The organism is Streptomyces sp. KR80, from assembly GCF_052245555.1.
Classification (GTDB): domain Bacteria; phylum Actinomycetota; class Actinomycetes; order Streptomycetales; family Streptomycetaceae; genus Streptomyces.
Genome location: NZ_JBQQCD010000030.1, coordinates 1 through 12507 on the forward strand (window position 1 = coordinate 1; position 12507 = coordinate 12507).

General features: G+C 71.1%; 10 protein-coding genes. 3 read left to right on the top strand and 7 right to left on the bottom strand.

Annotation, left to right across the window (positions count from 1 at the left end; translation table 11 throughout):
• Together ACTWQI_RS27825 and ACTWQI_RS27830 are read left to right on the top strand one after the other, a co-directional pair.
• Positions 1–704, top strand: a 704-nt coding sequence (locus ACTWQI_RS27825; RefSeq protein WP_443274562.1) for a transketolase C-terminal domain-containing protein, incomplete at its 5' end; no start/stop codon positions are given.
• Positions 705–883: 179 nt separating this feature from the next.
• Entirely contained in the window at positions 884–2386 is a 1503-nt protein-coding gene (locus ACTWQI_RS27830; protein ID WP_443274563.1) for an amino acid permease, read from the top strand.
• Positions 2387–2474: 88 nt separating this feature from the next.
• Here ACTWQI_RS27830 and ACTWQI_RS27835 read toward each other — a convergent pair whose 3' ends face one another.
• The 5 genes from ACTWQI_RS27835 to ACTWQI_RS27855 form a co-directional block, all read right to left on the bottom strand.
• On the bottom strand, positions 2475–4604 hold the full coding sequence (locus ACTWQI_RS27835) for a 3-hydroxyacyl-CoA dehydrogenase NAD-binding domain-containing protein (RefSeq protein ID WP_443274565.1): 2130 nt from the start codon (positions 4602–4604) through the stop codon (positions 2475–2477).
• A complete protein-coding gene (locus ACTWQI_RS27840; protein WP_443274566.1) occupies positions 4601–5818 on the bottom strand; it encodes a thiolase family protein in 1218 nt (405 codons plus the stop codon). The genes ACTWQI_RS27835 and ACTWQI_RS27840 overlap by 4 nt, the downstream gene beginning before the upstream one ends.
• 236 nt (positions 5819–6054) lie before the next feature.
• A complete protein-coding gene (locus ACTWQI_RS27845; RefSeq protein ID WP_443274568.1) occupies positions 6055–7353 on the bottom strand; it encodes an HRDC domain-containing protein in 1299 nt (432 codons plus the stop codon).
• A gap of 75 nt (positions 7354–7428) precedes the next feature.
• Positions 7429–8091: a LuxR C-terminal-related transcriptional regulator gene (locus ACTWQI_RS27850; protein ID WP_443274570.1), complete on the bottom strand. Its 663-nt coding sequence runs from the start codon at positions 8089–8091 to the stop codon at positions 7429–7431.
• 262 nt (positions 8092–8353) lie between these two features.
• On the bottom strand, positions 8354–9001 hold the full coding sequence (locus ACTWQI_RS27855) for a DUF3000 domain-containing protein (protein WP_443274572.1): 648 nt from the start codon (positions 8999–9001) through the stop codon (positions 8354–8356).
• Between the two features lie 78 nt (positions 9002–9079).
• Here ACTWQI_RS27855 and hemE point away from each other — a divergent pair, with 78 nt between their 5' ends.
• A complete protein-coding gene (gene hemE, locus ACTWQI_RS27860) occupies positions 9080–10153 on the top strand; it encodes a uroporphyrinogen decarboxylase (protein ID WP_443274574.1) in 1074 nt (357 codons plus the stop codon).
• Positions 10154–10227: 74 nt separating this feature from the next.
• On the opposite strand, the gene ACTWQI_RS27865 is transcribed toward hemE, so the two are convergent.
• Together ACTWQI_RS27865 and ACTWQI_RS27870 are read right to left on the bottom strand one after the other, a co-directional pair.
• A complete protein-coding gene (locus ACTWQI_RS27865) occupies positions 10228–11421 on the bottom strand; it encodes a glycosyltransferase family 39 protein (RefSeq protein WP_443274575.1) in 1194 nt (397 codons plus the stop codon).
• Positions 11422–11516: 95 nt separating this feature from the next.
• On the bottom strand, positions 11517–12482 hold the full coding sequence (locus ACTWQI_RS27870; protein WP_443274577.1) for a DUF4349 domain-containing protein: 966 nt from the start codon (positions 12480–12482) through the stop codon (positions 11517–11519).
• Between the last annotated feature and the right edge of the window lie 25 nt (positions 12483–12507).

Sequence of the window (12507 nt, forward strand, 5' to 3'; positions counted from 1 at the left end):
CCTTCGTCCTGGACCGCGCCGGGGTCACCGGCACCGACGGCGCCTCGCACAACGGCATGTGGGACATGTCCATCCTCCAGGTCGTGCCCGGCCTGCGGATCGCCGCGCCGCGCGACGCCGACCAGCTGCGCGCCCAGTTGCGCGAGGCCGTCGACGTCGACGACGCCCCGACCGTCGTGCGCTACTCCAAGGGCGCGGTCGGCCCGGCGGTCGCGGCCGTGGACCGGATCGGGGGCATGGACGTCCTGCGCAAGCCCGCCGAGGAGACGGCCGCCCCCGATGTGCTCCTGGTCTCGGTCGGGGCGCTCGCCCCGATGTGTCTGGAGATCGCCGATCTGCTCGACAAACAGGGCATCTCCACCACGGTGGTGGACCCCCGCTGGGTCAAGCCCGTCGACGAGCAGCTCCCCGCGCTGGCCGAAAAGCACCGGGTCGTCGTCACCGTCGAGGACAACAGCCGGGCCGGCGGCGTCGGCACGGCCGTCTCCCAGGCACTGCGCGACGCGGGCGTGGACCTGCCGCTGCGCGACTTCGGCATCCCGCCGCGCTTTCTCGACCACGCCTCCCGTAAGGAGGTCCTGGCGGAAATCGGCCTGACCGCTCCGGACATCGCCCGTCAGGTCACCGGGCTGGTCGCCACACTGGACGGCAGGTACGAGGACGAGCCGGCGGAGGACGAACCGGCCGAGGCCGCGCGCGACTGACGCCATCTGCCGCACTGGGGCCGGTCGGAAACCCGTACGGGTACGCCGACCGGCCCACCGCATTTTCTCTCCGCCTCACCCCATCGCGTGAATCCGGCCCCGCGGCGGCGTCACCGCCTGGCGCCCGCTCGTTCGGGTACCAGGAACGATGCCGGACAGGCGAGCATGGAGGTGCAGCGGTGGCCACGACCGAACCGAAGCGCAGCGCCGGAGGCCTCTTCCGGACCAAGACGATCGAGCAGTCCATTCTCGACACGGAGGAGCCGGAACACGGGCTGCGCAGAACACTGTCTGCGCTCGACCTCACGGTCTTCGGTGTCGGTGCCATCATCGGCACCGGCATCTTCGTCCTGACCGGGGCAGTCGCCAAGAACACGGCGGGCCCCGCGACGGCCCTCGCCTTCGTCGCTGCCGCTGTGGTGTGCGGTCTGGCGGCCATCTGCTACGCCGAGTTCGCCTCGACGGTGCCGGTGGCCGGGTCCGCGTACACCTTCTCGTATGCCACGCTCGGCGAGCTGACTGCCTGGATCATCGGCTGGGACCTGATCCTCGAGTTCGCACTCGGCACCGCCGTCGTTGCCGTCGGCTGGTCCGGATATGTGCGTTCACTGATGGACAATGCCGGATGGCATCTCCCGAACGCGCTCGAGGGGCCTGACGCGGCACCGGGGTTCGGCTTCGACCTCCTCGCCTTCCTGCTGGTGCTTCTGCTGACGGTCGTCCTGACCATCGGCGTGAAGCTGTCTGCCCGCCTCACCGCACTCGTGGTCGCGATCAAGGTGACCGTGGTGCTGATCGTCATCAGCGCGGGGGCCTTCTTCATCCGCGTCGACAATTGGGACCCCTTCATCCCGGAGGCGGAGGGGACGGTCGGGGGCTCCGGTCTGAATGCGCCGCTCATTCAGCACATGTTCGGCTACGAGCCCACGACCTTCGGCGTCCAGGGCATCTTCACCGCTGCCGCCGTGGTCTTCTTCGCCTTCATCGGCTTCGACATCGTCGCGACGACTGCCGAGGAGACCAGGAATCCGCAGCGCGACATGCCGCGCGGCATCCTCGGCTCGCTCTTCATCTGCACCGTGCTCTACGTCGCCGTGTCGATCGTCGTCACCGGCATGCAGAACTACCGGCAGCTGAGCATCGACGCCCCGCTCGCCGACGCCTTCAAGGAGACCGGTCACCCCTGGTATGCGGGCGCCATCAGCTTCGGCGCCGCAGTCGGCCTCACCACGGTGTGCATGATCCTGCTTCTCGGGCAGACCCGGGTGTTCTTCGCGATGAGCCGCGACGGGCTCCTCCCCAGGTTCTTCTCGAGGACGCACCCGCTCTACGCCACGCCGTACCGTTCGACGATCCTGCTCGGCGTGATCATCGCCATCATCGCGGGTTTCACCAGCATCACCGAGCTGGCGACACTGGTGAACATCGGCACGCTCTTCGCGTTCGTCCTCGTCGCCATCGCCGTGATCGTCCTGCGCCGAACCCGCCCTGATCTGCCCCGTGGCTTCCGTACGCCGTGGGTGCCATGGCTGCCGATCGCTTCGGTGGCCGCCTCGACGTGGCTCATGCTCCAGTTGCCTGCCGAGACCTGGGTGCGGTTCGGCGGATGGATGATCGCCGGGTTCATCATCTACTTCCTCTACAGCCGGTCGCACAGCCGGATGCATCCTCCGAACGTGTAGCACGCGCCGGGAAGGACTCTTCGCAGAAAACGCGACGGCGCCCGCCTGCGGTGATCGCAGGCGGGCGCCGACCCGGAAGGCCTGGGGACTACACCGGGACGCTGGCGACGCCCGGGGTCAGGAACCTCTTGCCGTTCACCCGTTCCGAGACGCCCTCGCGGTCCAGGTACGGCGTGATGCCGCCCAGGTGGAAGGGCCAGCCGGCACCCGTGATCAGGCACAGGTCGATGTCCTGGGCCTCCGCGACGACGCCCTCGTCCAGCATCAGTTGGACTTCCTGCGCGATCGCGTCCAGCGCACGGTCGCGGACCTGCTCCTCCGTCAGGACGGTGTCCCCGACCTGGAAGAGCGCGGCGACCTCGGGGTCGAGCTCCGGCTTGCCGGAGTCGTGGACGTAGAGGGCGCGCTTGCCCGCCTCGACGATCCGGCCAAGGTTCTCGGAGACGCCGAAGCGGTCCGGGAAGGCGGCGTTGAGGGTGCCCGCCACGTGGTGGGCGACCGCCGGGCCGACCAGCTCCAGCAGCACGATCGGCGACATCGGCAGGCCCAGCGGGGCCAGGGCACGGTCGGCGACCTCGACCGGGGTGCCCTCGTCGATCGACGCCAGGACCTCACCCAGGAAGCGCGTCAGCACGCGGTTGACGACGAACGCCGGAGCGTCCTTCACCAGCACCGCGGTCTTCTTCAGCGTCTTGGCGACCGCGAACGCCGTGGCCAGCGAGGCGTCGTCGGTCTTCTCACCGCGGACGATCTCCAGCAGCGGCAGTACGGCGACCGGGTTGAAGAAGTGGAAGCCGACGACCCGCTCGGGGTGCTTCAGCTTCGACGCCATCTCCGAAACCGACAGCGAGGAGGTGTTCGTGGCCAGGATGGCGTGCTCCGGCACGACCGCCTCGACCTCGGCGAACACCTTCTGCTTGACGCCCATCTCCTCGAAGACGGCCTCGATGACGAAGTCGGCGTCGCCGAAGGCGGCGGCCTTGTCGAGGGAGCCCGTCACCAGCGCCTTGAGACGGTTGGCCTTGTCCTGGTTGACCCGGCCCTTGAGGAGGAGCTTGTCGATCTCGCCGTGGACGTAGCCCACGCCCTTGTCCACCCGCTCCTGGTCGATGTCGGTCAGCACGACCGGCACCTCGAGGCGTCGGACGAACAGCAGCGCCAGCTGCGAGGCCATCAGGCCCGCGCCGACGACGCCGACCTTGGTGACCGGGCGGGCCAGGCTCTTGTCCGGGGCACCGGCCGGGCGCTTGCCGCGCTTCTGCACCAGGTTGAAGGCGTAGATGCCGCTGCGCAGTTCGCCGCCCATGATCAGGTCGGCCAGCGCCTGGTCCTCGGCGTCAAAGCCCTGACGCAGATCGCCGTTCTTGGCGGCGGCGATGATGTCAAGCGCCCGGTACGCGGCCGGGGCGGCGCCGTGCACCTTGCTGTCGGCGATGAACCTGCCGCGTTCCACGGCCTGGTCCCAGGCCTCGCCGCGGTCGATCTCGGCCCGTACGACCTCGGTCTCGCCCGTCAGCACCGACGCCGTCCAGATCAGCGACTGCTCCAGGAAGTCGGCGCCCTCGAAGATCGCGTCGGCGATCCCGAGTTCGAAGACCTGCTTCCCCTTGAGCTGTTTGTTCTGGTTGAGCGAGTTCTCGATGATGACGCTGACCGCACGGTCGGCACCGATGAGGTTCGGCAGGATGGCGCAGCCGCCCCAGCCGGGCACCAGCCCGAGGAAGACCTCGGGGAGGGAGAAGGCGGGGAGCGCGGCCGAGACGGTGCGGTAGGTGCAGTGCAGACCGACCTCCACGCCACCGCCCATCGCGGCGCCGTTGTAGAACGCGAAGGTGGGCACGGCCAGCGCGGACAGCCGCTTGAAGACGTCGTGGCCGCCCTTGCCGATGGCCAGCGCGTCCTCGTGGCGCTTCAGCAGCTCGACACCCTTGAGGTCGGCGCCGACCGCGAAGATGAACGGCTTGCCGGTGATGCCGGCGCCGACGATCTCGCCGTTCGTCGCTTCGGCCTCGACCTGGTCGAGCGCGGTGTTCAGGTTCGCCAGCGACTGCGGGCCGAAGGTGGTCGGCTTGGTGTGGTCCAGGCCGTTGTCCAGCGTGATGAGTGCGAAGCGGCCGGCACCCTTGGGGAGGTCGAGGTGGCGTACGTGCGCCTGGGTCACGACCTCGTCGGGGAAGAGCTCGGCGGCTCCCTTGAGAAGCTCTGCGGTGGTAGTCACTTGGTCCCCTCGAAGTGCGGGTTCTCCCAGATAACGGTGCCGCCCATGCCGAAGCCGACGCACATGGTGGTCAGGCCGTAGCGGACGTGCGGCTGCTCCTCGAACTGCCGCGCCAGCTGCGTCATCAGCCGGACGCCGGAGGACGCGAGCGGGTGGCCGAAGGCGATGGCGCCGCCGTACTGGTTGACGCGCGGGTCGTCGTCGGCGATGCCGTAGTGGTCGAGCAGGGCCAGCACCTGAACGGCGAAGGCCTCGTTGATCTCGAACAGACCGATGTCGTCGATCGACAGACCGGCCTGGGCGAGGGCCTTCTCGGTCGACGGGACCGGGCCGATGCCCATGACCTCGGGCTCGACGCCTGCGAAGGCGTACGCGACCAGGCGCATCTTGACCGGCAGGCCGAGTTCCCGGGCCACGTCTTCGGCGGCGACGATCGAGGCGGTCGCGCCGTCGTTCAGACCGGCCGCGTTGCCCGGCGTGACCCGCCCGTGGGCACGGAATGGAGTCTTGAGGCCGGACAGGTTCTCCAGCGTGGTCCCGGGACGCATGGGCTCGTCGGTCGTCGCGAGGCCCCAACCCGTCTCGCCCGCCTCCGCGTTCGTGCGACGCACGGAGATCGGCACCAGGTCGGCCTGGATCTTGCCGTCGGCGTACGCCTTGGCGGCCTTCTCCTGGCTGCGCACGGCGTACTCGTCGGCGCGCTCCTTGGTGAGGTGCGGGAAGCGGTCGTGGAGGTTCTCCGCCGTCATGCCCATGAACAGGGCGGACTGGTCGACCAGCTTCTCGGATACGAACCGCGGGTTCGGGTCCACGCCCTCGCCCATCGGGTGGCGGCCCATGTGCTCGACACCGCCGGCGACGACGAGGTCGTACGCACCGAAAGCGATGGAGCCCGCGGTGGTCGTCACGGCCGTCATCGCACCGGCACACATCCGGTCGATCGAGTAGCCGGGAACCGACTGAGGGAGGCCGGCCAGGATGCCGGCGGTGCGGCCGAGGGTCAGGCCCTGGTCGCCGATCTGCGTGGTGGCGGCGAGGGCGACCTCGTCGATGCGCTCCGGCGGAAGGCCCGGGTTGCGGCGCAGGAGCTCCCGGATGCACTTGACGACCAGGTCGTCGGCCCGAGTCTCGTGGTAGATGCCCTTCGGGCCCGCCTTGCCGAACGGGGTGCGGACGCCGTCGACGAAAACGACGTCCCTTGCGGTACGAGGCACGTTGGCTCTCCTCCTATGGGGAACGGGCACTGCGGCCGCTCGCCGCGGAGGCCGCTCCGGTGCGGGTGCGGCGACGGCTGTGAGGCGGGGCTGCCTGCGGCGGCTCTCCGCCTCATGCTACTTGCGGGTAACCAAGCTGCCCAGTCCTGCCGCCCGGAGCGGTGCAGATCACAGTAGCCCGAGGCGCGGCGGGCCGTGCCGACGGGCGGAGCAGCGCCTTCGCGGCGAGCGTGCGATCATGCCGCCGTGATGGAGATGGATCCCGTGAGGAGGGGGGCGGTCTGGTCGATCTGCCACTGGCGGGCGCCGTGGGCGGCGAGGAAGGCGGCGACCGCCTCCACCGTCGGCTCGGCGGGCGGCTCCCAGCACAGGCGGCGCACCGTGTCCGGCGTGATCAGGTTCTCCTGCGGCAGGTTCAGGCTGTCGGCGAGTGCCGAGACGGCTGCTCGGGCTGCTGAGAGCCGGGAGGCCGCCGCCGGGTCCTTGTCCGCCCAGGCGCGTGGCGGCGGAGGTCCGGGTACGGGCTGGCTCGGTTGCGGAAGCTCCGCCTCGGGGAGGGCGCGGGCGCGGTCGATTGCGGCCTGCCACTGCTCGAGCTGCTTGCGGCCGGTGCGATGACCGAAACCGGGCAGCGCGGCGAGCTCCTGCGCGTTCGCCGGCAGGGCGAGGGCCGCCTCGACGATGGCCCCGTCGCCCAGCACCTTGCCGGGCGAGATGTCCCGTCGCTGCGCGATTCGGTCCCGTACGTTCCACAACTCCCGTACGGCGGCCATCTGCCGGCGCCGCCGCACCTTGTGCATGCCGGACGTACGGCGCCAGGGGTCCTTGCGGGGCGGGGCCGGGGGCGCGGCCGCGATGGCCGCGAACTCCTCGTGGGCCCAGTCCAGCTTGCCCTGCCGGTCCAGCTCCTCCTCCAGCGCGCTGCGCAGATCGATGAGCAGTTCGACGTCCAGAGCGGCGTACCGCAGCCAGGGTTCGGGCAGCGGGCGGGTGGACCAGTCGACGGCGGAGTGGCCCTTCTCCAGGGCGTAGCCGAGCACGTTCTCGACGATCGCCCCCAGTCCGACCCGGGCGAATCCGGCCAGCCGTCCGGCCAGCTCGGTGTCGAACAGCCGGGTCGGCGTCATGCCTATGTCGCGCAGACAGGGCAGGTCCTGGGTGGCGGCGTGCAGCACCCACTCGGCGTCGGCGATCGCGGAGCCCAGCGCGGACAGATCGGGGCATCCGATCGGGTCGATGAGGGCGCTGCCCACGCCCTCTCGGCGGAGCTGCACCAGATACGCGCGCTGACCGTAGCGGTAGCCGGAGGCGCGCTCGGCGTCGACGGCGACCGGGCCGGTGCCGGCGGCGAAGGCCGTGACCACGTCGGCCAGGGCTCGGGAAGTCGCGGTCACCGGCGGGATGCCCTCGCGCGGTTCCAGCAGGGGGACCGCCGCCGACTGGAGGTCCGGGTCGCCGGTGGCGACAGCTGGTGTTCCGGTCTCCCGGGGGATGCGCAGTGTGCGGTCTGCTGCGGTCTCTTGGGCGTCGGTCACCAGTCAAGGGTATCTGTGGAACAAAGACGCCCGCCGACGTAACGTTCCGTCGGCGGGCGCGCGCGTTCCGTGGCGTCAGTGGATGATGCCGGTCCGGAGCGCGACCGCCACCATTCCAGCCCGGTCGCCGGTACCGAGCTTGCGGGCGATCCGGGCGAGGTGGCTCTTGACGGTCAGCGCGGACAGTCCCATCGAGACGCCGATGGCCTTGTTGGACTGGCCCTCCGCAACCAGCCGCAGGACCTCGACCTCGCGTCCGGACAGTTCGCGGTAGCCCCCGGGGTGCCCGGGAGCGCCGGGTGGACGGCGCTGCATACGGGCCGCGGCCGCCCCGACCGGTGCCGCGCCCGGGCGTCCCGGGATGCCCAGATTGGTGCGGGTGCCGGTGACGACATACCCCTTGACGCCGCCGGCCAGTGCGTTCCGGACGGCGCCGATGTCGTCCGCGGCGGAGAGCGCCAGGCCGTTGGGCCAGCCGGCGGCGCGGGTCTCTGACAGCAGGGTGAGCCCGGAGCCGTCGGGGAGATGGACGTCGGCGACACAGATGTCGCGAGGGTTGCCGACCCGGGGGCGGGCCTCCGCGATCGACGACGCCTCGATGACGTCCCGCACACCGAGGGCCCACAGGTGGCGGGTGACGGTGGAGCGAACGCGGGGGTCGGCGACGACGACCATGGCCGTCGGCTTGTTCGGGCGGTAGGCGACCAGGCTTGCGGGCTGCTCGAGGAGAACGGACACCAGGCCTCCTGGGGAAGTGGCGGGACACCTCGGGGTGTCGGGCGATCCATGCGGGAAGGGTCACAGAGTCCTTCGGCAGCAAACCCGGGCGGCTTTAGTAAATGATCACGATTTGGTGAGTAACATTTCGGGCAATTCAGACGCACGATCGATCACGGAATGACCGAAGGCGTTCGGTCGTGACGGCGTCCCCCCGCCCACGGGGGCCACCCCCTGGCGGAGGCCGGGACCCCTGTCCACCGGTGGCTGCGGGGGGCGCGACTCAGCGGGGCCGCGGGCCGCGGCGCCGCGGCAGCGAGAACACGGCCGGATCGCTGCCGACCGGCGGCAGACCCCCGATCTGACACAACAATTCGCACCAGGCCGCGAGATGGGCCGCGGTGTCGGGTACGCCGTCCGGCCCCGGGAGCGGGGTCCACGACGCCCGGATCTCGTTCTGCGTCGCCGGCGCCCGGTTCGCGAGGCTGCCGAAGTAGTGCGACCCGGCCAGCGTCACGGTTCCACTCGGCTCCCGGTACGCCGCGCCGCGCGCCTCGAGCGCGCCGATCAGCCACGACCAGCACACCTCCGGCAGCAGCGGGTCGGCCGCCATCTCCGGCTCCGTCTCGGCCCGTACCAGCGTCACCAGACGGAACGTGCCCTTCCAGGCGTCGTGCCCTGCTGGGTCGTGCAGCAGGACGAGCCGCCCGTCCGCGAGATCCTGTTCCTCCTGGACGACCACTGCCTCCAGGGCGTAGGCGAAGGGGGCGAGCCGCTGCGGCGCCCGGGCCGGTTCGATCTCCATCTCCGGGCGCAGCCGCGCGGAGCGCAGCGCTTCGACCGCCTGACGGAAGGGGAGCGGCGCGCTGCTGCCCTCCGTACCGTCCGAGCCCGCAGCGCCGTCCGAAAGTCGTTCCTGAGCCCCAGCCATGCCCGGAAGACTAGGCGGAACCCGGGCCCGCGCCGGGTAGGGACACCCGGGAGCTCACCGCATGCGAAGATTCTGGGCGTGACCGCCAACGACCGCCCGACGGGCCAGCAGCAGACCAGCACAGCAGTCGCCGAGTCGGCCTTCCTCAAGGCGTGCCGCCGCGAGCCGGTGCCGTTCACCCCGGTGTGGTTCATGCGGCAGGCCGGGCGCTCGCTGCCCGAGTACCTGAAGGTGCGCGAAGGCATCCCCATGCTCGACTCCTGCATGCGGCCCGACCTGGTCACCGAGATCACGCTGCAGCCGGTCCGCCGCCACAAGGTCGACGCGGCGATCTACTTCAGCGACATCGTCGTACCGCTCAAGGCCATCGGCATCGACCTCGATATCAAACCCGGTGTCGGGCCGGTCGTCGAGCAGCCCGTTCGCACCCGCGCCGATCTGGAACGGCTGCGCACGCTCGAGCCGGACGACGTGAAGTACGTGACCGAGGCTGTCGGCATGCTGGTCGACGAGCTCGGGGCCACCCCCCTGATCGGCTTCGCGGGCGCCCCCTTCACCCTCGCCAGCTATCTCGTCGAGGGCGGTCCGTCGCGCAATCACGAGCACACCAAGGCCCTCATGTACGGCGAGCCGCAGCTGTGGGCCGACCTGCTCGACCGGCTCGCGGACATCACCGCGACCTTCCTGCGGGTCCAGATCGAGGCCGGTGCCTCGGCGGTGCAGCTGTTCGACTCCTGGGTCGGCGCGCTCGCTCCGGCCGACTACCGCCGCTCCGTCATGCCGGCCTCGGCCAAGGTCTTCGACGCGGTCGCCGGATACGGGGTGCCGCGCATCCACTTCGGGGTCGGGACGGGTGAACTGCTGGGACTGATGGGCGAGGCGGGAGCGGACGTGGTCGGAGTCGACTGGCGCGTGCCCATGGACGAGGCCGCGCGCCGGGTGGGCCCCGGCAAGGCGCTTCAGGGCAACCTCGACCCCGCCGTGCTGTTCGCTCCGCGCGAGGCGGTGGAGGGGAAGGCGCGCGAGGTGCTGGACGCTGCGCGCGGCTTGCCGGGGCATGTCTTCAACCTCGGGCACGGTGTCTTGCCCTCGACGGACCCTGACGCCCTGACGCGCCTCGTGGACTTCGTCCACACGGAGACAAACCGCTAACGCTGGTTGTGCCCACCCGTCCCGCCTGGGGGCACCTCCCAGCGTTAGCTGGGGGAGGGACGAATGACCACACCTCATGGTGGGCCGGAGCCCAGGAGGGTCCAGGCGCCGTAGGCGGCGGAGGCCAGGGCTGCCGTGGCGAGGATCAGCGCAGCGCGCGAAGCGCGCAAGCGCAGCAGCGCCAGCGCCGGCGGCAGGAGCAAGGGGAACGCCGGCATCATCAGGCGCGGGCGCGAGCCGAAGTAGCCAGAGCCGACGAGCGAGATCACCACCATCGCCGTCGCGTAGACCACCAGCGGCAGCGGCTGCCCCTGCCGTACCCCCAGCCAGAGCAGCCAGACGACGAGCGCCAGCGCCGCGCACAGCCCCAGCCCGGCGAAGACGTTCGCCGTCAGGTTCTGCCAGACGAAGCCCGCCAGGGCCCGCCCTCCGTCGACGCCGTTTCCCCACTGCCGCTGCACCTCGAAATAGGCGAACGGGCTTCCGTTCCGTACCGCCACGTACAGGACGTACGACAGCCAGCCGAGCGGCGCCAGCAGCACGCCCGCGAGCATGCGGCCGTGCTCGCGCAGCAGGTCCCCGGGGCGGGCTCCGGAGCGGTACGCGCGGACGAGGACGACCGCGGCGGGGATCCAGATCGCCGCCACGACCGCCGCCGCCGACGGACGGGTCAGCCCGGCGAGCGTCGCCAGTGCGCCCGCCCACACCCAGCGGTCGGTGAGCACGGCGTACACCGCCCACGCCGCAAGCGCCGTGAACAGCGTCTCCGTGTACGCCATCGACTGGACGAAGGCAGTGGGATACGCGCCCCACAGCACCGTGAGCACGACGCCCGCGCGCCGCCCGTGCAGCCGCGCGCCGATCGCGTAGATCCCCCACGCCGCGAACAGCGAGGCGAGCCAGCTCACCAGGAGCCCCGCGTCGGGCACGCTCAGCGGGAGGACCTCGGAGATCCCCCGTTCCAGCGCGGGCAGCAGGGGGAAGAACGCGAGGTTGGAGTGGACGCCGTCCGCCACCTGGACCTCGTAGCCGTAGCCCTGTGTGGCCACACGCGCGTACCACAGGGAGTCCCAGCGCGCGCTGAGCAGCGTGTGCGGGCTCTTCCCGGCGCCGGCCGCCGCCACGCCCAGGACCAGCAGGCCCAGCAGGCGCACCGAGGCGTACGCCAGCAACGCCGGCGCCGCCGCCCGCAGCGAGGCGGCGGCACGGTCGCGGCGGGTGGCCGGCGGCGGGGGTGCGGTCGGGGCGGTCCGGGTGAGCTCGGGCATGGGGGCGATTATCACCCGGATGGGTGGCCGTCCCTCACGGCGCCTGGGCGTACCCCAGGGCAGTGGCCGGCCCGGCTGGTCGACTCGATGGTGGCTCAGCTGCCCTTCTCCGTATGACGCTCGGGCTCGTCGGGTGCCCCGAGCGGGGCCGGAACAGTGACGGGCGGCGGAGGCGTCGTACCGCGCGGTGCCGTGGTACGCCGGGGCAGCCTGCTCCGTGCCGCCCGCCAGATCAGCCCCAGCAGCGTCAGCGCCACGGCGAACGGCAGCACCGCTCCGACCGCCACCGCGATCCACCGCAGTGTCGTCACGAACGCGTCCCAGCCCCCGGCCAGGGCATCCGTGAAGGACGTCTCGTCGTCGCCCTGCGGCTTCGGCTTCACCTCGCTCTCGGAGAGGACCAGGGTGATGGTCGACATGGCGGTCCGGTCCGCCAGCGACTGCTGCTGTGCCTTGAGCGCCTCCAACTCGGCCTGGCGGGTGCTCAACTCGCCCTCCAGCGTCACCACGTCGGTCAGTTGCGTGGCCTGCTCCATCAGCTTCCGCACCCGGGCGACGCTGGCCTCCTGGGACCTGATGCGGCTCTCGACGTCCACCACCTGATCCGTGACATCCCTGGCGTCGGCCTTGCGCTCGATGAGCTTGCCGGCGCCGGACAAATCCTCGAGGACGCTCTCGTACTTCTCCTGTGGGATGCGCAGCACGACGCGGGACCGCTCGCGTCCCTGCTCGTCGCGGTCGGTCGTCTCGTCGCCGACGTAGCCGCCGGCGGTCTCGGCCGTGGTCCGTGCGTCGTCCAGGGCCGTGGGCACGTCCTTGACCTGGACGGTCAGCCTGGCCGTACGGATCACATGGGACGGGGCGAGCTTCGGCGGCTTCCGGTCCGTCCGGCCACCGGGCCGCTTGCCGTCGGCGGCCCCCGCCTCGGCCCCGGTGGCTGCGCGGTCGGGGCCGAGGCCGGGCGCGGCACCCTTGTCCTGCCGGGCATCGCTCTGCGCGACGCCGCTGCTGGTCGTGTCCGAGCCGGCGCTGCACCCGGTCAGCCCCAGCGTTGCGACCATGATCGCGGTCCCGAGCAGGGTGAAT